This window comes from Paenibacillus sp. OK060, assembly GCF_900101205.1.
Taxonomy (GTDB): domain Bacteria; phylum Bacillota; class Bacilli; order Paenibacillales; family Paenibacillaceae; genus Paenibacillus; species Paenibacillus marchantiae.
In genome coordinates this window covers 309,441-329,554 of the sequence record NZ_FNFR01000001.1, presented here as the reverse complement: position 1 = coordinate 329,554, position 20,114 = coordinate 309,441, and the positions used below count along the sequence as shown (strand labels likewise).

Below are 20,114 nucleotides of genomic sequence, written 5' to 3'. Positions count from 1 at the left end.
CTGTCACCCCATCCGAAACTTTGCTTGGTCTGTCCCTCCGCAATCTCTATAGGTTCTAAAGTTTAACGGTCAGGAGCAGCATCGCAGCTGCTTGTTGTAGTAATCAGCGCTGTTGTCGAAGCGCATTTAAATCAATTTACAATTGCGTACGCATAATCTCCTGATATGCTTCGACTACTTTGTTTCGGACTTGAGTCGTAAGTTGAAGACTCAACAGGGCCTGTTCAGAAGCGATCATCACCTGATCAACGTTCACTTTTCCAACCAGGAATTGGTTTGACATTTCATGTGCTTGGGTCTCCTGTGCAGCTACAGACCCTAGCGCATCCTGTAGGTATGTACCGAAGCTCTGAATGGTTTCGGCTGGTGTAGATGGTTTACTTTGTGCCGTACTTTGCATCTGAAGCGGTTGAATCCCCTGTGTGCTAAACATGTTGTTCTGAATCATTAATGTCCCTCCCTTTCATTTCTGTTCTTTGGTTTTATGGATATTTCCACCTTTAAGCCGTTAACTAGGCTCTTCCAATCTCCAATGCTTTGGATATCATTGCTTTGGTTGAGTTCAAAGCTGTGACGTTTGCTTCATATGAGCGTGAAGCCGAAATCATGTCCACCATTTCTTTCGCGATATCCACATTAGGCATATACACATACCCCTCAGCGTTGGCATCCGGATGTGTAGGGTCGTAGACCGGTTTCAGAGGGGACTGATCTTCACGAATCTCCGACACTCTAACTCCCTCTCCAGACCCACCGCTTTTCATCTGATTTTGAAGCAAGCTGTTGAAAGAAGTTTTGTTAGGTTCAAGCACAACCATCTTGCGCTTGTAAGGAACTGCCTCGCCGTTGGTTACACTCGCGCGCGTCGTCTCCGCGTTGGCAATGTTGGAAGATATGACGTCCATCCGCAAACGCTGAGCCGTTAGAGCCGATGCACTAATACTGAAACTGTTACTGATGTTCACCTAAGTTATCTCCCTTCGACTCCAACACGCATCATTTTGATCTGTTCATTCACTTGCTGAATATAAGCGTTGTAACGCAGCTGGTTCTCCGCCAGAAGACTCATTTCTTTGTCTACATCGACGTTGTTCTGGTTGTTATTCATGGATGTTGACTGGTCCATATTAACTACTGGTGTAGGTATGGAAGAGGAAGGACCTATGACAAAATGCCTTGAATCCGTTACTTTTCCTTTAAGAACAGGCATGTCTCCATTCATTTGTTCCTGCAGCATTTCTTCAAAAGCAACGTCCGAACGCTTGAAATACGGGGTGTCCGCATTCGCAATATTGTCAGCAATCGTTCGTTGTCTAATGTTGGAAGCATCGAGTGCACCTTGTAACCTTTGAAAACTAATATCATTCAAAAGATTCATAATCGCCCTCCTCTCTTTAGAAATTATGGAAATAGATTCAATCTTTTTCCGTCAGGATGCTTATGTTTTTTCGACAAAAAACATTCGCTTTTACACGGTTTTCTAGGACTTAAGTAGAATTAACTCTGATGTTGTCGTATAACATAAGTTTCTTCGAGATTGGGATATATTACAATAAGAAAAAAGCCCTATCTTTTCTGAAAGACAGAGCTTTTTGTGTATTTTCTGCAAATTATGAATTTTTTCGTAAATGTTGGGGCCCAAAACAAAAATAAGCTTAAGTGCTCGATATGAGCTCTTAAACATTCTTAAAATTTATACTATGCTTCTATACGATTCAGTACATCATAATAATACAAACAAGGAATCCATCGTAAAGCTTCAAACGATTTTCTATTAGAAAAATTTACCGATATAATAAGCTTTTTTATAATTTCCCTTAGAAACTTTTCTATTCTATGAAATTGCTAATTGACAAAATATCCGTTTCGAATTATTTGTTTCAGCTTAATATCTAAAACACTTTTTTAACATTTAAACAGAGCAAGCTTATTTAAATTTCACAAGAATATTATGTCACATCCGCAATACCATCTCATTCACTTTTTGCGCATTTATGCAAATATTTCTCAAGCTTCTGATTAAACCGATAACCAGACTTGGAAAAACAAAATCCTTTTATTGGAATTTATAGAATTATCAAATATGTGTTGTCAGCACGTCTTTAGGGTTTAATTACATTATCTCTGCGGCACAAGTCCTAGATTATCTTTCATCTTATACAACTCCATCTTTTTTATCGGTTGCGATACGGCATTATATTAGGATAAAACAAAAATAAACGGCATACATCTGGATCGAATAAAGTCTTCTACAGTCAGAACCAGGACCAAATATCCTATTTCCGTGTAGTTGTTTGATCTTTATTCATCCATTGTATACCGTCATCCAACCTACAATCACACCATGAACAGAGCTCTACACCTGTGTTACAAGATATATTGACTTAAATCACGATCAAGTGCAATGTCATTCAATTTCTCACGTACATATTCCGGAGTGATTACCATACGCTCCAGCGTAAGTTCTGGCGCTTCAAAAGACAGATCTTCAAGAAGTTTCTCCAGAATAGTATGCAAACGCCGTGCACCGATATTTTCCGTATTCTGATTCACGTTCTCAGCCAGCTTGGCAATTTCACGAATGGCATCATCCGAGAATTCAATCTCAATATTCTCTGTACGCAGCAAATCCACATACTGCTTGGTTAACGCATTTTTAGGTTCCGTAAGGATTGATACAAATTCATCAAGCGTCAGGCTGTTCAGTTCCACACGGATCGGGAAACGCCCCTGGAGCTCTGGAATAAGATCCGAGGGTTTGGCTACGTGAAAAGCACCAGCTGCCATAAACAGGATATAATCCGTTTTGACAGGGCCATACTTCGTCATTACCGTAGATCCTTCCACGATTGGCAGAATGTCACGCTGTACACCTTCACGGGATACATCGGGGCCGCTGCCGCGTCCCTGACTGGCAACTTTATCAATTTCGTCAATGAATATGATACCTGTCTGTTCCGCCCTGCGAATGGACTCCTGAGTAACATCATCCATATCAATCAACTTGCCCGCTTCTTCCTGAATCAATACTTTACGAGCTTCCTTAATCGCCAGTTTACGTTTTTTGGTACGACGTGGCAATAAACTACCAAACATCTCCTGCATGTTCATCCCCATCTGATCATTTCCTTGACCAGCGAACATGTCCATCATGTTTGGCGTGGTATCTTCCACATCAATCTCGATAACGTCATCTTCCAGCTTGCCAGATAACAAATCAAATTTGATTTTACGTCGCCGTTCAGCTACTCCCGTATCCGGTTCCTGCTCATCGGTTTCTGGCGTGTTGTTGCCATTATTTCCAAAAATCATTTCGAACGGATTCCGCTGATTTTTGGATTTGGATTGTGAAGGGGCCAAAATATGTACGATCCGCTCATTGGCAGCCTCTTCCGCTTTGTCCTTAACCTTTTCTGTGCGTTCCAGCTTGACCATCCGCAGCGATGTTTCAATCAGATCACGAATCATAGATTCCACATCACGGCCAACATAGCCCACTTCCGTGAACTTCGTAGCTTCCACCTTTACGAATGGAGCTCCTACCAACTTAGCCAGTCGGCGTGCAATCTCTGTTTTACCAACACCAGTAGGTCCAATCATCAGAATATTTTTAGGTACAATATCATCTTGGGTATTTTCGGGCAAAAGGCTACGGCGATAACGATTGCGAAGGGCGACCGCTACCGATTTTTTAGCCTGTTTTTGACCTACAATGTACTTATCAAGCTCTGCAACGATTTGTCTTGGCGTTAACGCTTGAGTATCCATATAGCTTCCCTCCTACCAGTATGTGAACCTTGTTTATGAGATAGAACGTTATAAACTTACCTACAAGAACAAAGAATCTCCACGAAGTAACTGGAGCCGATTTAATCATCATGCCCCATAACGGGAGATTGCTTTTCTTACAACTCTTCAACAATTATATTATTGTTGGTATATACGCATAACTCTGAAGCAATCTGGAGTGATTCACGAGCAATGTCTTTTGCTTCCAGATCCACTGCATGACGTTTTAACGCACGCGCAGCAGATAACGCGAAGTTTCCTCCCGAGCCAATAGCGATAACATCATCATCCGGCTCGATTATTTCGCCACCACCAGAAATCAGCAGCATACCTGTCTTATCCATAACAATAAGGAGTGCTTCCAGTTTGCGCAAAATCCGATCCTGGCGCCAATCCTTGGCAAGTTCTACCGCTGCACGCTGCAGATTACCATGATGTTCCTCCAGCTTGCCTTCGAATTTCTCAAACAAGGTAATGGCATCCGCCACGGAACCGGCAAAACCGGCGACAACCTGTCCACGATACAAACGTCTAACCTTTTTGGCTGTATTTTTCATCACAACACTTTGCCCCATGGTCACCTGACCATCACCGGCAATGGCTGCTTTGCCATTATGACGAACTGCACAGATCGTTGTAGCATGAAATGACATATCCATGATATCAGCCTCCTCCCACGATTAATTTACACGCGTTCCGGAACGGTTAGACCTTCTGCTGCTGCAAAACGGGCAATGCCGTCCAGTGCACGCTGCGCAAGTGCTTCATTCTTTTCCTTTTTGTTGCGTATTTTAGTTTCCAGCTTCGGCAGCAATCCAAAGTTTGCGTTCATTGGCTGGAAGTGTTTGAAATCAGCTGTTGTAATATATTGTGCCATACTGCCCAGCGTGGTCTCCACCGGCAATACCACCAGTTCCTGTCCAAGCGCTGCTTTGGCTGCATTCATACCCGCGATCAAACCGGATGCCGCAGATTCTACGTAACCTTCTACTCCCGTCATTTGACCTGCAAAGAACAGGTTCGGACGCTCTTTGAACTGATACGTTGGACGAAGCAGTTTGGGAGAATTGATAAATGTATTACGATGCATAACGCCATAACGGACGAATTCCGCATTTTCAAGTCCAGGGATCAAAGAAAAGACACGCTTTTGTTCTCCCCACTTCAGATGCGTCTGGAATCCGACCAGATTGTACAGCGTTCCTGCTGCATTGTCCTGTCTAAGCTGAACAACAGCATGAGGCAGTTCTCCAGTATGCGGATTGACGAGTCCTACAGGTTTCATCGGACCAAACAAAGCCGTTTGTTTACCACGTTTCATCATGACTTCAATTGGCATACAGCCTTCGAAGTAAATTTCTTTCTCAAACTCTTTCAGTTGAGCAACTTCCGCTGTGATTAACGCTTCATAGAATACATCGAATTCCTCTTCTGTCATCGGACAGTTCAAGTACGCTGCTTCGCCTTTGTCATAACGTGAAGCCAGATAAACTTTATTCATATCAATGGAATCTTTTTCGATAATTGGCGCAGCCGCATCATAGAAGTAGAAGTATTCTTCACCCATAAGAGCCTTGATTTGCTCTGACAATGCTGGTGAAGTCAAAGGCCCCGTTGCAACAACAACGATTCCGTCTTCCGGCAAAGAAGTCAGCTCTTCATTAACTACTTCGATGAGTGGATGCTGATGAAGTGTAGATGTGATCTCGCCTGAGAATCCGTCCCGGTCCACAGCAAGTGCTCCACCTGCTGGAACAGCATGACGGTCTGCTGCACCCAATACCAGAGAATTAAGCATTCTCATTTCTTCCTTCAATACACCAACTGCGTTAGTCAACCCATTCGCACGAAGCGAGTTGCTGCATACCAGTTCTGCAAATTTATCTGTATGGTGAGCCGGTGTTTTCACAACCGGTCTCATCTCGTATAGTTTTACGCGCACACCGCGACTTGCGATCTGCCAAGCTGCTTCTGTTCCTGCCAACCCGGCACCGATAACGGTTACTTGTTGTTCATTCGTCAAAATCATTTACCCCCATTATGCTAATCCGCTCAATCTTCTTCCGGTTCCTCTACCGGCTCTTGATGATCACATGAAGTACACTGTAATCGTGTTCCCTGTTTGTTCCGTTTCTCAATCATTAGTGATCCACAACTTGGACATGGTTTCGCTGACGGTCTATCCCATGATACAAAATCACATTCAGGATATTTGTCGCAACCATAAAAAATACGTCCCTTTTTACTGCGGCGTTCAACAACATGCCCTTCCTTACACTTCGGACAGGTTACACCGATATCCTTGATGATCGGTTTGGTATTCCGGCAATCCGGAAATCCGGAACATGCGAGAAACTTGCCGAAACGACCCAGCTTATAAACGAGCGGTTTGCCGCACTTCTCACATATTTCATCCGATACTTCATCTTCAATCTCGATTTCTTTCATTTCTTCTTCTGCAAATTCAAGCCGTTTCTCAAAAGATTCGTAGAATTCTGCGAGTACTTTGACCCAATCCTCCGACCCTTCTTCCACATGGTCAAGATCACCTTCCATGTTGGCGGTAAACTCCACATTCAGGATCTCCGGGAAGAACTCCTCCATCTGTTCGATGACCAGTTCGCCCAGTTCCGTTGGCATGAATTTCTTCTCTTCAATAGCAACATATCCGCGCTTCTGAATGGTCTCCAGCGTTGGCGCATATGTACTCGGACGCCCTATGCCCAGCTCCTCAAGTGTTTTAACCAACCTTGCTTCCGTATAACGTGGTGGCGGCTGTGTAAAGTGCTGTTTCGGCTCGATCTCCCGATTCTCCAGCACATCTCCATTTTTCAGCGGAGGCAGCAGACGATCTTCTTCCGTTGTACCGTCATCGTTACCTTCTACATACACCTTCATGAATCCCTGGAAACGAACCTTCGAACCCGCTGCCCGGAAAATCGTATCTCCTGCAGCAATGTCCACGGAGAGTGTATCCAGAACGGCAGATGACATCTGGCTCGCTATAAAACGTTCCCAAACCAGTTTGTACAACCGGAATTGATCACGACTCATAAACGATTTAATGGAATCCGGATCACGCAAAATCGACGTTGGACGAATCGCTTCATGCGCGTCTTGAGCATTGGCTGCTTTTTTGGAATAGTTTCTAGGCGTCTCTGGTGCAAATGGCTCACCATACTTGCCAATAATGTATTCCTTGGCTTCTTCCTGAGCCGATGCTGCAATTCGGGTAGAGTCCGTACGCATATACGTAATGAGACCGACTGTGCCTTCTTTTCCGAGGTCTACGCCTTCATACAGCTGTTGGGCGACAGACATCGTTTTGGAAGCTCTGAAATTCAATTTACGTGCGGCTTCCTGCTGCAAGGAACTCGTTGTAAACGGAGCAGAAGGGTTACGGCTGCGTTCCTTCTCTTTAACTTCTTTGACTGTAAAAGAAGCGCCCTCGATCTGTTTTAAAATGGCCTGTACTTCTGCCTCACTGCCAAGTTCGGTTTTGGTACCGTTCAACTGATGGAACTTGGCTTCAAACGGATTTCCGTCCGCAGTCAGTTTGGCAGTAATGCTCCAGTACTCTTCCGGTTCAAAATCATTGATTTCATTTTCACGATCCAAAATGATTTTGACGGCCACGGACTGAACGCGACCAGCGGACAATCCTTTTTTGACTTTCTTCCATAATAACGGACTAATTTTATATCCTACAAGCCGATCCAGAATACGTCTGGCCTGCTGCGCGTTAACCAGATCCATATTGATCTTACGCGGCGTTTTGAACGCATCTTTGACAGCCTGTTTCGTAATTTCATTAAATACTACTCGGCAATCCGCAGTTTCATCCAGTTCAAGTGCATGGGCCAAATGCCAAGCAATAGCCTCACCTTCGCGATCCGGGTCAGCTGCGAGATACACTTTTTTCACTTTCTTTCGTGCATCCTTCAGTTCTTTCAAAATTGAACCTTTACCGCGGATCGTAATATATTTCGGATTAAAATCATTCTCTACCTCAACGCCGATCTGACTCTTTGGCAAATCGCGTACATGCCCCATCGAAGCTTTGACGATGAACTTGCTGCCTAAATATTTGCCGATCGTCTTCGCCTTTGAGGGCGACTCCACGATTACGAGTGCATCCGCCATAGGTCCATCCTCCTCTCAGTCATGAAACTGCTGCTTGTTTTTATGATTCATACTTCATTAGCAGCAGGACTAACTTCCGCTAATAATCTATTTTCACATGCTGCCTTGATCGCAGCATCGTCATACCCTCGCGTATTTGGTTCCAGGTAATTGGCTAATCTGCTTTTTTATGATTAAAGATAACAGAACTGAATGCAAATGTCCAAAATCCCAGTTGAGCTGTTCCACAAGTTGATCCAGTGATTGCTCTTCCTGCTCTAGCAGATAAATAACACGTTGTTCATCTGAAGATAGTTTTACGACAGGGAATATTCCTTGATTGGAAGTTTCACTGCTTTCCGCCGAACGTCCTCTATTGTAAGGAAGTTGCTCGGCTTTTGGCAAGTCCAATCGAAACTCTTCCAATAAATCTGTGGCACAGGTCACCAATTTTGCCCCCTGACGAATCAGATTGTGCGAGCCCCGGCTTTTGGGAGATGTAATGGGACCTGGGACTGCAAACACGTCTCTTCCCGCTTCGAGTGCAGCATCTGCTGTAATGAGTGATCCACTTCGGATATCAGCCTCAACGACTAGCGTACCGAGAGTTAACCCTGCAATGATCCGATTACGTTCCGGGAATAATCCCTGACGCGCACGTGTACCCGGAGGATATTCTGATAAAAGCAGCCCTGTTTCGGCAATTCGTTCGGCAAGACTTGTATTTTCCGGCGGATAGATGTTATCAATTCCTGTCCCAAATACCGCAATAGTTTTGCCGTTTGCACGAAGAGTTGCATCGTGGCACACACTATCTATTCCTCTGGCAAGCCCGCTTACAATGGTCAGCCCTGCCTTGCATAGTTGCTCTGCCAGCTTTTCACCAATTTTACGTCCGTATACAGTAGGCATACGTGTTCCTACCATTGCAATGGATTGAGCGTGCAACAGATTCATATCTCCTCGACCGTACATTACCCAGGGTGGCTGAACGGTTTCCTTCATTAATATGGGGTAGTCTTGATCCAGATAGGTAACGATCTCAATTCCCTGTTTATAAACACCCTCTTGTCTCTGCTCAATCCAGTCGATATTGAATTGCTTGGTTAGACGCACAGCCTGATCCTTGCGTAAACCCGCGGCAATCCAATCTCCTTCTTTATAATCTAGAAAATCCGTCAATTGATGTTGTCCTGATAGCAGTTTCGAGATTGTTTTCTTACCAATACCATCCGTTTCATGCAGTCCAACCAAAATCCATCTCTCTTCCATAATCAGAAACCTCCCATAGCGGGAAGAAAATCTTCCCTCATATTGTGTGTTAAGTGACAACGGATTGCAAGCGTTTACTCTTACAGGCAGACAACAGCTCCCTTTTATACCCCGTAAAAAAACGCAAAAAAGCAACCCTTCGCCCTGTTCAGGACAAAAGGTTGCTTACCTTTTCCGCATTATCAATAGTCGGCTCACCAGAAAAATAATTTCCCTGCACCGTTTCTTCTATTATAACGAAAAAGAATTAATGTGTCGTGCACAAATCCAGAATTCCGCGTTCTTCAAGTACGCTCACAAGAGTCGAGCCCATTTCAGCTGGCGTCGGAGCAACTTTGATTCCGCAAGATTCCAGTTTCGCAATTTTTTCTTTGGCTGTACCTTTACCGCCAGAGATAATAGCACCCGCATGACCCATACGTTTGCCTGGAGGCGCCGTAACACCACCGATGAAGCCGACTACCGGTTTGGTCATGTTATCGCGTACCCACTCCGCAGCATCTTCTTCAGCCGTACCACCGATTTCACCAATCATGATAACAGCACGTGTCTGCGGATCTTCATTGAACCGTTTCAGGATATCAATGAACTCGGAGCCTTTAACCGGGTCACCACCGATTCCCACAGCAGAAGATTGTCCAATTCCACGCGCAGACAATTGATGAACGGCTTCATAGGTGAGTGTTCCACTACGGGAAACCACGCCAACGTGACCAGGCATATGAATATAACCTGGCATGATGCCGATTTTGCATTCACCTGGTGTAATAACGCCCGGACAGTTTGGTCCGATCAGAACGGTATCTTTTCCTTCCATGAAACGGTCAACCTTGACCATATCAAGTACCGGAATACCTTCTGTAATACAGATCACGAGATCCAGCTCTGCGTCAACAGCTTCCATGATGGAATCCGCTGCAAATGCCGGAGGAACGTAGATGACGCTCGCTGTTGCGCCAGTAGCTTCCTTCGCTTCCTGTACTGTATTAAACACCGGCAGACTGACTACTTTGCCATCTTCCAGCGTGATATCAACATTGGTTCCGCCTTTACCCGGTGTAACGCCACCTACCATCTGGGTTCCGTAGTCCAATGCGCCCTTCGTGTGGAACATTCCCGTTGAACCCGTAATGCCTTGCGTAATGACTTTTGTATTTTTATCAATCAAAATACTCACGTTGCTTCACATCCTTACGGTTATTTTTCAAGTGCCGGACAGCTCCGGAACTAAGGCAGCAATTTGCCCAGGAATGAACTTATTTTACGAGGGCAACAATTTTCTGTGCACCATCGGCCATGGAATCAGCAGGAACGATATTCAGGCCGGATTCACCCAAAATACGTTTACCAAGCTCCACGTTAGTTCCTTCAAGACGAACAACCAGCGGTTTAGTCAGGCCAAGCTGCTTCGCGGCTTCAACAACACCATTGGCAATGACATCACAACGCATAATTCCGCCAAAAATGTTAACGAAGATACCCGCCACTTTGGCGTCAGACAAAATGATTTTGAAAGCTTCGGTCACTTTCTCTGTTGTAGCACCGCCCCCAACATCGAGGAAGTTAGCCGGGTCGCCGCCATAGTATTTGATGATATCCATCGTCGCCATCGCAAGTCCCGCACCATTGACCATACAGCCGATGTTGCCATCAAGTGCTATGTAGCTCAGGTCGTATTTGGAAGCTTCGATTTCTTTTTCGTCTTCTTCATCCAGATCACGCAATTCCAGAATGTCTTTGTGACGGAACAAGGCGTTGGAATCAAAATTCAATTTTGCATCCAGCGCGATAACGTTTCCATCTCCTGTAACAACGAGTGGATTGATCTCGGCAATGGAGCAATCTTTTTCGACAAATGCTTTGTACAATGCAAGCATAAACTTAACTGCTTTGTTCACCAACTCATTCGGAATACGAATGCTGTACGCCAGTTTACGTGCTTGGAACACTTGCAATCCAATTGCAGGGTCAATAATTTCTTTGAAAATTTTCTCAGGTGTAGCTTCAGCTACTTCTTCGATCTCTGTACCGCCTTCTTCGGAAGCCATCATTACGACGCGGCCTGTGGCACGGTCCACAACAACACCCACATAATACTCTTTGCGGATATCGCATCCTTCTTCAATCAGAAGACGCTTCACTTCTTTACCTTCAGGTCCAGTCTGGTGTGTTACCAATACTTTTCCCAAAATTTCGGATGCGTAAGCACGAACTTCGTCGATACTTTTCGCTACTTTCACACCGCCGGCTTTCCCCCGGCCACCTGCATGAATTTGCGCTTTGACTACAGTCACTGGACTGCCCAGTGCCTCTGCGGCCGCAACCGCTTCATCGACTGTATAAGCAACCTTTCCGTTTGGAACGGTGACTCCATACTGTTTCAGTACTTCTTTTCCTTGATATTCATGGATATTCATTCTCGAATCCTCCTATCAACATGACTGCAACAAGGCGGGTTGGTAGACTAACAAAAGACAAATGTTGACTATTTTCACTTAAACCCAATTCATTGTAACATGTTTTTAAAACGCTTTCCTTAAAAAAGTAATGGTTAATAGACAGTATTTTGATATGGGTATGATCCCATATTGTGAATGCTTGGATATTAATGGAAAAAACCTTAGCTAATAAGCCAAGGTTTTTTTAATAGTATTACTAATGATGCATTTTATTTTCTGGCTACTTTGGTATTGGTCTGATGGACTTTCTCCAGAAGGCCTTTGAACTGTCCCAGTAGAGATTCAAACTCTGAACTGTTCAGACATGCATCTTCCTGAATCGCTTCAGGTATAGACAAGGCTTTATGGCGAAGTTCCCGCCCAGCGTCTGTAAGGGTAATCAATACTTTCCGTTCGTCCTGAGCTGAACGTTCACGATGAATAAGTCCTGCTGACTGCAAACGTTTCAGAAGAGGCGTCAAAGTCCCTGAATCGAGGTAAAGTGCCTCTCCGATTTCCTTAACCGTACATTCTTCACGTTCCCACAATACCATCAAGACCAAGTATTGAGAATAAGTTACACCAAGCACCTCAAGGTAGGGCTGGTACATCTTCGTAATTTCACGTGAACAAGCGTATATGGCAAAGCATAATTGGTTATCCAGCTTCAAACTTTCATTCTGCATATAACTGTCTCACCTACCTATTGTGCATTCTATATACCTTAATAATAGAGGCTTACAACTGTTATATCCGCTATAATTCGGCGAATTATAAGGAGCCCTTCATCTATCTTATCATAAATTAGAAAAAAAACAGAATAATTGAGCACAAATGATTTCACTTTTCAATTTAATAGTGTTAAATTGAATTGTATAAAATATAATTTGGAGCATATACGATCGAAATCATATGATAACGTAACAAAAAACTATTGATATGTTAATATAGCTCAACCAGCATCTACATCCTTTTTCACTAAAGCGCGACATTGATTCAGAACTGAACATTCTATACTTCTGCTAGAAACTTCATGCGGAAACTGTAAACAATTCAGGAGTCAGGGATAGATATACAGCAGCTATGACAATGACGGGTTGACGCCCTGATTTCTTTTATATAAAATGCTTGTTAGAAGCTGAGGAAGCACCTTAATTCGTAGACTGGCCTGTATTATGCGCGCCAAGGACGAAGTGAGGTGTTTCTTTTATTATGTACGGAAAACTGCATAGTGCCTGTTTATATGGAATTGACGGCGTTTTAATTGAAGTGGAAACAGATTTGTCGAATGGGCTACCCCAGACGTCTATTATCGGATTGCCGGATTCGGCTATTCGTGAAGCGGTTGAACGTGTTCGTGCCGCTATAAAAAACTGTGGTTACCAGTATCCGTTGCAGCGGATTACGATTAATCTGGCCCCCGCTGATCTGCGCAAGGAAGGATCTTCTTTTGATCTTGCCATTGCTATTGGTTTACTTACGACAAGTGGTCAGCTAGTACTTCCTGCACAGGAACGGACATTGGTGGTGGGTGAGTTGGCATTGGACGGTTCAGTGAGATCTGTGCCTGGCATTTTGTCCATGGTAGATTTGGCAAAACGGCTAGGCTTTACCTCCGTTCTTCTGCCCGCCGATAATCTGGAAGAGGCCTCGCTAATTCGGGGTATCCAGATATATGGTATTCGTCACTTGCAAGATATCGTACCTGAACAGGAAACAAATTCAAAGAACAAGGAAGGACTGCTGCAGAATACCGGGCCTGTTGTTTTAAAAGATTACGCCCATCTGTCTGCTCTGCATCCCAATGTCGGTGATATGGAGCGCCATGAGCGTCCAATGCGATCTCCATCGTTGGACGATGATTATAGTGATGTTCTGGGACAACATCACGTAAAGCGTGCACTCATGATTGCCGCCGCAGGCATGCACAATATTTTGCTCGTCGGACCACCAGGAACAGGGAAAACGATGTTAATTAAACGACTGCCTACGATTCTCCCACCATTGTCCGAAGACGAAGCGCTGGAAGTAACCAAAGTGCTAAGTGCCGCAGGCAGGCTTAAAGATACCTCGAATGGTCTCATCGCAGATAGACCCTTTCGCTCTCCACACCATACGATCTCCACTTCAGGTCTAATTGGAGGCGGCGGCATCCCCAAACCGGGTGAAGTAAGTCTTGCCCACCGGGGTATATTGTTTCTGGATGAGCTGCCTGAGTTTCAGCGGCAAGTCCTAGAAGTGTTAAGACAACCATTGGAGGATCGTAAAGTCACCATTAGTCGGGCGAGAGCCGCGTTCACATTTCCAGCACAATTTATGCTCGCCTGCTCTATGAATCCCTGTCCTTGCGGATATCTCTCTGCCCAATCGGAGGATCAAAGATGTATATGCAGTCCTGCACGCGTGGCTGCGTACCGTGCCAAAATTTCGGGACCACTACTAGATCGCATCGACCTTCAGGTCGAAGTTCCTCCTCCTGGGGAGTGGCGCAAGGCTGGCGCGTCTCCTTCATCTGCGGAAATGCAGGCCAAAGTCATTCATGCTCATCATATTCAGGCCGCACGATATGCGAATAGTTCTGTTCGCTGGAACAGCCAGCTATCAGGAACCCTTCTGCGTCGAACGATCCGTCTGCCTGAAGAAGCAGACCAACTGCTCCAGCAAACACTGCAAGCACTGAACCTGAGCATGCGTGCACATGATCGAATTATTAAGATGGCCCAGACGATCGCAGACTTGGACCATGAAGGCGTCATTTTGACAGCTCATGTGGCTGAGGCGATACAGTATCGGCAGTTGGATTTGAATTTATTTTGAGCGAGGGTCATTCAGGCAATAAATGAAGCTTTAAGGAAAAATATATTGCCCTCATTATCTTGCATCATGATACGTTCAAGCCAGAGATCTATAGATTTCAAACTTAAGGTTATATAAATTAACAAGTCAAATACCCCTGCATATATTTCCTCTGTATGAGAGGCATACGTGCAGGGGTTTTTCATAAAGCATCTTCTTTTGAATAAATAGCGAACAAGATATCAATTATTCAAATATAGTCAGCTTGTCTTTTGCTGGTGTACGTTCTTTGGCAGAAGGAATAACCTCTGGATACCCCATGTAAACCATGCCGATAATTTTTTCCCCAGCCTGAATCCCAAGTGTCTTACGGAATTTGGGTCCATAGAGGAAAGGCTTGGTTACCCAGAACGTACCAATGTCTTCACTCCATGCCGCGAGTAGGAAGTTTTGCACCAATGCACTTACTGCTGCAAAATCTTCATCCCAGATATTCTGGCGCGGATCTTCTTCCATAACGACAAGCATGACGGCAGGGACCTGCTTGATATTGGCAGAGAACTTGTTATCCTCTCCCATCTCTGCATCAATCGCTTCTGCCAGCTTATTCAGTCCATTTCCGCTAAACAATAAAAACCGCCACGGCTCACGCAATTTATGATTGGGTGCCCATACGGCTGTGTCCAACAAATCAATAATCTGCTGTGTGGGAACAGCTTCTTTTTTAAACTTTTTGACTGTACGACGATTTTGAATGGCTTCTCTTACGGCGTTACCCGTTTGGGTAGATTTACTCATGACCATGCCTCCCAGGTTATAAAAAATTATCCGTGACCGCAGTTCGAGCCTGCGATGCGAATCAACTCATTTATGAAAAATCAAACAGTGCAACAAAACTAGATTACAATCCTGATTATACACTGATCGGTTCATTGGATTCAAAGGAATGTGGATAACATTATCTCGTTCTAGTTATTTCGGATGCAAAAAGGCGACTTTGACTTTTCCCCCGCAGAGGGATTCTTAGAGTCAACGTCGCCTTTCTTCATTATAGATAACTTTTAATCAATACGGGTATGATCCTGCTCCTTCAAATTTCCCATTCACAAAATCCATTTTGTTTATTTTTTCCTGGTTGCCGGCGACATCTGTACTGAAATACTCCACTGTTTTGACATCAGGAGCATAGATTTTTATTGGTCCGGTAAACGTGATCCATTCCCCACCGTTGATTCTGTACTGGGTCATTTTCAAGCCAGATCCGTCAACTTCGTCCGTTGCCTTTAACTTAAAATTAAATCCATTAATATATTGTTTTCCGTTGGATACCTCTGTTAAAGGAACTAAAGCATATTTGGTTACAGGCGGGGTTTTGTCCACATTACTCTTGAGAATAAAATCAAAAGTATTGTTAGGTCCTTTGACCAAAGTTACCCTAATCGTTTGCTTGATATAACCATCCGCCTCAACAGAGATTGTGCTTGATTCCGGACGCAGTCGATTTATGGAATACTTGCCTTGTTTGTCTGTTTTCGTCTTGAAATTATCAAGAGATACGGTTGCCCCTGCAACCGGCCTCCCCTGTTCATCTTGCACCAATCCACTAACGTCCGCCGCATCTTGCAGTACTATGTTCAATGTCATTGTACTCCCAGTACCTACAGACAAATATCTTGTGTAAAACACATAGCCTTTTGCATCAACCTGTATCGTAATTTCATTGTAGGCATAATTATCTATTCCTGAAATCGCATAGTTGCCCTCCCTGTCTGTCTTTACAGATTGGCTGACTGTTGTTGCTTTAATGACAGCACCTACAACAGGTTTTCCTGATTGATCAGTAACTTTGCCTACAATGGTGGCTGGCTCGAAGATTACTAAATTCACTACTTCTGTCCCCCCCGGATTCAAGATAATATAACTAAAATTCTTTCCTGAATCCAAGTATCCCTTGGCTAGCGCTTTAATGGAAAAATATGTGCTTTCACTTATCGCTGTTTCAAACCGAAAATCTCCCCTAGAATCGGTTTTCACTATTTGTTTTTGTGCCCCACCCGTTTCCTGCGTAATATGTACGTTCACATCTTTTACTGGAAAACCATCGTTATCAGTAATTTTCCCAATAATATACGCAGTTTGAGCGGGACGATTCCCCATTTCCCTAACAGAAGCGTCTTTGGAAGCTGCATATGTCGTTTCAGAATGCAGCAGACCAAGCACCCCAGAAAATAATAAAAACACACTTAAACGAACCATCCATTTCCATTGACTACTCATGACAATCGTTCACCTCATCCAAATATAGTAGTAAATATGATTGACAATATGAAATTCTTATATCTATCTAACTGACTAGCATTTCGAGCTTCCAAAATTCTCCGCCCCATACATATTGCCAAATCCCCTCGCCACCGTTCATGGTTTCACTAATATCTAGCACTTCCATTCGTGGGGTCTCCCACACCTGTTTCTCTTTCTTTCCGGCAGCAGATTTAATTTCTTTCATAGTTCACACCTCTTTATTATATTTTCTTTTCTCATTTTATTATAAATGATACATTTTGTATCTATTTATTTTAAGTACTCCAATCTTTTTAGTCGTTTAGCAACAACTTAGAAAACACAGCGAACCGAGTGCTTTATAACAGATAACTCAGTAGAGTAGACTGAATTAAAAATACATCGTTTGAAATCTTATGTAGCAAATTATTAAGTAGATGTAGTCCATTAACGACCGGAAATTGGAATAATAACAATGGGGATAGGTCCGATTACTTATACATTGATACGAATTGTATCAACATTGTGATATATACAGTAGTTATGTTCTTAATTTCTTTTAACCGTTTCCTGCTCAAAATAAAAACAACCCACAAGAGAATCACTTTTTCAAGTGTCTTTCTTGTGGGTTAACACATCAAAATAATCGTGCATATAGCAGCAACTCAAAATGCATTAATAATATGTTCAACCGAGACGGTTTCGCCTGTTTTATCCAGTATGACAGCGATCACATCGAAACGGATTTGATGATTTGTCTCTCCCGTCATTTGCAAATATACAGATGCAGTTGCACGTACCTGCTGCATTTTACGAATATCTACGGACTCCTGGGGTGTTCCATACAGTCCAGTTCCACTTCTACTGCGGACTTCAATAAAAATAATCATGCCTTCATGAGAAGCAACGATATCAATCTCTCCGCTTCGGCAGCGCCAATTGCGCTTCAAAATGCGATAATCATGCTCACGAAGCCAGTCGCAAGCAGCTTCTTCACCCAATCGCCCTTTTTGCTGACGTGTCAGTTTTGAAGCTGGACCCTGTTCTGATCTGTGCTCTACCATGATTCCTCTTCCTCTCGTCCAGAAGCCAGACGGTCAGCACGATAAATGTAGGTCAACACTTCGGCCACCAGTTGATACAGTTCCGACGGGATCTGTTCATCCAAATCCAGTTTGGAAAGCACTTCGACAAGTGCAGCATCCTCCTGAACAGGCACACCATTTTCCTTGGCTTTATCCAGAATGGCTTCTGCCACTTTGCCACGGCCTTTGGCTACGACCACTGGTGCTTCGCTCTCACCAGGTACATATTTTAAAGCAACGGCCTTTTTGGACATCAGGTCCGGTTGCGAATCCTCTTTCATATCCGCATGTCCACCCCTTTGTATCGTTCAGGACTGTAGTCCGAGGCATTCATTTTCCGTTCGGCACCCGGTTCCTGGCCAACAGGCCAGGGTTCCGCCTTGAAAGTCAGCAACTGATAACCCAGCTTGTCCAGCGCCTTATGGATCTCATCGCGTCCACTTTCAAGGAGCGATCCCATTCCTTCGCCGTTATTAAGTACACGCAAACTGACGATATTATTAACAACATGCACATCCACCAGCGTTGGACCAAGACTTTTCATGTCTAGATCAAACCAAAGGCGGCAGTTGGATGCATCCAATTCACCGCGTTGCCCACGGCGTGATTGAATCTGAACGGAAGCCGTCTCTTCTCCGTCAGGACCGGTAATGGGGATAAACCAGTGCATCTGGGCAAAGGTAGCACTGCGATCTGTTGTTAGCAATAACTGCTGACCTGTTAGAAATTGCACAGCCTGTCCGGCGGCATCTTTGAGCGTCGCAGGTGCACCCTCGCTGCTGGCAAGCTGCAGCAGCAAGCCCTTTAGCGTGTCCGCGGTTCCCGGACTCGCCACATCCCCCACGCGCGCCTGCGCAGCCGCGCCGTGCACTGCCTGCTGTTCGTGCTCCGCACCGAGCAGCTTCAACACGCGCCCCACCCACGGGTCCCCCTCGTGGGTGACGGGCGCCGCCGCAGCTCCCGCAGGTGCTGCGGCACTACCGCCAGCCGGCAGCGCATCCGCGCCGGCTGGCAAAGGCTGCGGCACGCCTCCGGCAGCCGCAGCCACCGAGCCGCCCTGCGATGCAGGGGCGGCATGTGTCGCCGCACCCGGCTGTGACGGTGCGGCAGTGGACGCGCTGCGCAGCGCGTCCAGCAGCGCCAGCAGCTTGGGCGCCAGCTGCGCTGCCGATGGAGCTGCTGGCGCCGCCTGCCCTGCTGCGACCGAAGGCCCCGCAGCAGCAGGCGTTTCACCGCGGCCGTCGGTTCGTCCGGCCACGCTACCCTCAGGCTGGCCTGCAATCACTCGGCCAGCCACAGCATCCACAGCCGCCCCCGTCGCGCCCGGGCGACTCCCAGCAACGCCCGCGTCAGCTGCACGCGGGCTCTCACCAGGTATTCCAGTTCCTGCCGGAATACCTGTACCCACCTTGCCAGCAGTTTCAACATGGCTGGCCCCTGCTTTAAGCCCAGCATTCTCTGCATTTCCTGCACCAGTCTGTCCATTGCCTTTAACCGCGCCACCAGCAGTATCCACAGATCCATCTGCCATTTGAGCATCACCAGCGACTGCACCAGGCACGAGTTGCGCGGACAATCCGGTTGCCCCTCCTACCTGACGGTTACTGCCTGACGCAGCTACCGTTTCTCCCGCCAGCTCTCCGTTTAACGGTACAGGCACTCCAGCCATAATGTTATTCTTAACCGTAGCTGCCTGTTCACCAGTCGGCAGCGTTTTACCCGCGGTTTGTGTCAGCATGGACTCCAGCTGTTCAGCCAAACCCTTCAACAACTGATGTAGTGGCGGGCCAAAAACAGCTTGATGTAGACCCTTTACCGTTTCCGCTGTAACCGGAAGACCACGCTGAAAAGCAATACCTGTTGCCTGCACCCATTCTTCAACAGGCACCTGTGCAGGTTTGGTTGTCATCATATTTTGAACCATGGCTACATTATCCTTGGTCAAAGGTAATCCGCTTCGCTGCATAGCTAACAGCAGTTCCCGATTCCCCTTGGTATCTGGCAAACCTACCTCCTGAAGCAAATTGTTCAAAGATGCCTGTGGCAGTTCTGCCAATGTACCCGTCAGCGGTTTCATTACCGTTACGCCATTTTCACCTGGAGGCTGGACCTGAAGCAGTGTTGTTTCACCTGGCCGAAGCGGAGTTTCTAATTTTGCACGCACCTGTACACCCTGAATCTGAAGAACCGCATCTGCTCCATCATCGGATACACTAACCACAGAACCCCTTACAACCTGACCTTCCTTTAACTCCAGTGGCTTGGCATTTCCCGGTTTACTATCTCCCAGCAGCCCACGAATCACGGAACTTATATTCATACCCTTACCCCT

18 protein-coding genes are annotated in these 20,114 nt (G+C 45.4%); 1 reads left to right on the top strand and 17 read right to left on the bottom strand.

Features of this window, described 5'->3' with window-relative positions:
* Positions 1-136: 136 nt before the first annotated feature.
* The 11 genes from fliE to BLS14_RS01360 all read right to left on the bottom strand — a co-directional run bounded on the left by fliE (position 137) and on the right by BLS14_RS01360 (position 12,307).
* On the bottom strand, positions 137-448 hold the full coding sequence (gene fliE / locus BLS14_RS01410; protein WP_024630209.1) for a flagellar hook-basal body complex protein FliE: 312 nt from the start codon (positions 446-448) through the stop codon (positions 137-139).
* A 64-nt stretch (positions 449-512) separates the two neighbouring features.
* The gene (gene flgC / locus BLS14_RS01405) at positions 513-965 is read right to left on the bottom strand and encodes a flagellar basal body rod protein FlgC (RefSeq protein WP_072732395.1); all 453 of its coding nucleotides are present in this window, start codon (positions 963-965) and stop codon (positions 513-515) included.
* 5 nt (positions 966-970) lie between these two features.
* The gene (gene flgB, locus BLS14_RS01400) at positions 971-1,378 is read right to left on the bottom strand and encodes a flagellar basal body rod protein FlgB (protein ID WP_053783790.1); all 408 of its coding nucleotides are present in this window, start codon (positions 1,376-1,378) and stop codon (positions 971-973) included.
* A 989-nt stretch (positions 1,379-2,367) separates the two neighbouring features.
* Complete coding sequence (gene hslU / locus BLS14_RS01395; RefSeq protein ID WP_063566415.1) at positions 2,368-3,768, bottom strand: ATP-dependent protease ATPase subunit HslU; 1,401 nt, start codon at positions 3,766-3,768, stop codon at positions 2,368-2,370.
* A gap of 137 nt (positions 3,769-3,905) precedes the next feature.
* Positions 3,906-4,448, bottom strand: coding sequence for an ATP-dependent protease subunit HslV (gene hslV / locus BLS14_RS01390; RefSeq protein ID WP_024630205.1), 543 nt, complete (start codon positions 4,446-4,448; stop codon positions 3,906-3,908).
* Between the two features lie 26 nt (positions 4,449-4,474).
* On the bottom strand, positions 4,475-5,818 hold the full coding sequence (trmFO, locus tag BLS14_RS01385) for an FADH(2)-oxidizing methylenetetrahydrofolate--tRNA-(uracil(54)-C(5))-methyltransferase TrmFO (protein WP_371121177.1): 1,344 nt from the start codon (positions 5,816-5,818) through the stop codon (positions 4,475-4,477).
* 23 nt (positions 5,819-5,841) lie between these two features.
* Positions 5,842-7,932 (bottom strand): type I DNA topoisomerase, encoded by a 2,091-nt coding sequence (gene topA / locus BLS14_RS01380; RefSeq protein WP_064639074.1) that lies wholly within the window; start codon positions 7,930-7,932, stop codon positions 5,842-5,844.
* A 120-nt stretch (positions 7,933-8,052) separates the two neighbouring features.
* Positions 8,053-9,183, bottom strand: a complete 1,131-nt coding sequence (dprA, locus tag BLS14_RS01375; protein WP_063566418.1) for a DNA-processing protein DprA — start codon at positions 9,181-9,183, stop codon at positions 8,053-8,055.
* Positions 9,184-9,430: 247 nt separating this feature from the next.
* Entirely contained in the window at positions 9,431-10,360 is a 930-nt protein-coding gene (sucD, locus tag BLS14_RS01370; protein ID WP_063566419.1) for a succinate--CoA ligase subunit alpha, read from the bottom strand.
* Between the two features lie 79 nt (positions 10,361-10,439).
* Positions 10,440-11,600, bottom strand: a complete 1,161-nt coding sequence (gene sucC / locus BLS14_RS01365) for an ADP-forming succinate--CoA ligase subunit beta (RefSeq protein ID WP_053783785.1) — start codon at positions 11,598-11,600, stop codon at positions 10,440-10,442.
* Between the two features lie 251 nt (positions 11,601-11,851).
* Positions 11,852-12,307, bottom strand: coding sequence for a MarR family winged helix-turn-helix transcriptional regulator (locus BLS14_RS01360; RefSeq protein ID WP_063566420.1), 456 nt, complete (start codon positions 12,305-12,307; stop codon positions 11,852-11,854).
* 526 nt (positions 12,308-12,833) lie between these two features.
* Between BLS14_RS01360 and BLS14_RS01355 the strand changes: the two genes are divergently transcribed.
* Positions 12,834-14,438 carry a YifB family Mg chelatase-like AAA ATPase gene (locus BLS14_RS01355; RefSeq protein WP_090949099.1) on the top strand — a complete coding sequence of 535 codons (1,605 nt, stop codon included), beginning with the start codon at positions 12,834-12,836 and terminating at the stop codon, positions 14,436-14,438.
* 225 nt (positions 14,439-14,663) lie between these two features.
* Here the strand turns inward: BLS14_RS01355 and BLS14_RS01350 are convergent, their stop codons facing one another.
* The 6 genes from BLS14_RS01350 to BLS14_RS01330 all read right to left on the bottom strand — a co-directional run bounded on the left by BLS14_RS01350 (position 14,664) and on the right by BLS14_RS01330 (position 20,102).
* Entirely contained in the window at positions 14,664-15,215 is a 552-nt protein-coding gene (locus BLS14_RS01350; RefSeq protein WP_063566422.1) for a nitroreductase family protein, read from the bottom strand.
* Positions 15,216-15,482: 267 nt separating this feature from the next.
* Entirely contained in the window at positions 15,483-16,694 is a 1,212-nt protein-coding gene (locus tag BLS14_RS01345; protein ID WP_090949095.1) for a carboxypeptidase-like regulatory domain-containing protein, read from the bottom strand.
* Positions 16,695-16,761: 67 nt separating this feature from the next.
* Complete coding sequence (locus BLS14_RS32250) at positions 16,762-16,923, bottom strand: paeninodin family lasso peptide (RefSeq protein WP_139295598.1); 162 nt, start codon at positions 16,921-16,923, stop codon at positions 16,762-16,764.
* A 439-nt stretch (positions 16,924-17,362) separates the two neighbouring features.
* Positions 17,363-17,761, bottom strand: coding sequence for a YraN family protein (locus tag BLS14_RS01340; protein ID WP_063566424.1), 399 nt, complete (start codon positions 17,759-17,761; stop codon positions 17,363-17,365).
* Positions 17,755-18,063, bottom strand: a complete 309-nt coding sequence (locus tag BLS14_RS01335) for an EscU/YscU/HrcU family type III secretion system export apparatus switch protein (protein WP_063566425.1) — start codon at positions 18,061-18,063, stop codon at positions 17,755-17,757. Before BLS14_RS01335 ends, BLS14_RS01340 begins: the two co-directional genes overlap by 7 nt.
* A complete protein-coding gene (locus BLS14_RS01330; RefSeq protein WP_090949093.1) occupies positions 18,060-20,102 on the bottom strand; it encodes a TrbL/VirB6 family protein in 2,043 nt (680 codons plus the stop codon). The genes BLS14_RS01335 and BLS14_RS01330 overlap by 4 nt, the downstream gene beginning before the upstream one ends.
* Between the last annotated feature and the right edge of the window lie 12 nt (positions 20,103-20,114).

Excerpts from the sequence above, each read along its gene's own strand:
- flgB (WP_053783790.1), bottom strand. The coding sequence starts at position 1,378 with ATGAATCTTTTGAATGATATTAGTTTTCAAAGGTTACAAGGTGCACTC.
- BLS14_RS01335 (WP_063566425.1), bottom strand. The coding sequence starts at position 18,063 with ATGAAAGAGGATTCGCAACCGGACCTGATGTCCAAAAAGGCCGTTGCT.
- BLS14_RS01330 (WP_090949093.1), bottom strand. The coding sequence starts at position 20,102 with ATGAATATAAGTTCCGTGATTCGTGGGCTGCTGGGAGATAGTAAACCG.
- trmFO (WP_371121177.1), bottom strand. The coding sequence starts at position 5,818 with ATGATTTTGACGAATGAACAACAAGTAACCGTTATCGGTGCCGGGTTG.
- fliE (WP_024630209.1), bottom strand. The coding sequence starts at position 448 with ATGATTCAGAACAACATGTTTAGCACACAGGGGATTCAACCGCTTCAG.
- topA (WP_064639074.1), bottom strand. The coding sequence starts at position 7,932 with ATGGCGGATGCACTCGTAATCGTGGAGTCGCCCTCAAAGGCGAAGACG.
- BLS14_RS01360 (WP_063566420.1), bottom strand. The coding sequence starts at position 12,307 with ATGCAGAATGAAAGTTTGAAGCTGGATAACCAATTATGCTTTGCCATA.
- hslU (WP_063566415.1), bottom strand. The coding sequence starts at position 3,768 with ATGGATACTCAAGCGTTAACGCCAAGACAAATCGTTGCAGAGCTTGAT.
- BLS14_RS01340 (WP_063566424.1), bottom strand. The coding sequence starts at position 17,761 with ATGGTAGAGCACAGATCAGAACAGGGTCCAGCTTCAAAACTGACACGT.
- dprA (WP_063566418.1), bottom strand. The coding sequence starts at position 9,183 with ATGGAAGAGAGATGGATTTTGGTTGGACTGCATGAAACGGATGGTATT.
- BLS14_RS01350 (WP_063566422.1), bottom strand. The coding sequence starts at position 15,215 with ATGAGTAAATCTACCCAAACGGGTAACGCCGTAAGAGAAGCCATTCAA.
- BLS14_RS32250 (WP_139295598.1), bottom strand. The coding sequence starts at position 16,923 with ATGAAAGAAATTAAATCTGCTGCCGGAAAGAAAGAGAAACAGGTGTGG.
- sucC (WP_053783785.1), bottom strand. The coding sequence starts at position 11,600 with ATGAATATCCATGAATATCAAGGAAAAGAAGTACTGAAACAGTATGGA.
- BLS14_RS01345 (WP_090949095.1), bottom strand. The coding sequence starts at position 16,694 with ATGAGTAGTCAATGGAAATGGATGGTTCGTTTAAGTGTGTTTTTATTA.
- BLS14_RS01355 (WP_090949099.1), top strand. The coding sequence starts at position 12,834 with ATGTACGGAAAACTGCATAGTGCCTGTTTATATGGAATTGACGGCGTT.
- hslV (WP_024630205.1), bottom strand. The coding sequence starts at position 4,448 with ATGGATATGTCATTTCATGCTACAACGATCTGTGCAGTTCGTCATAAT.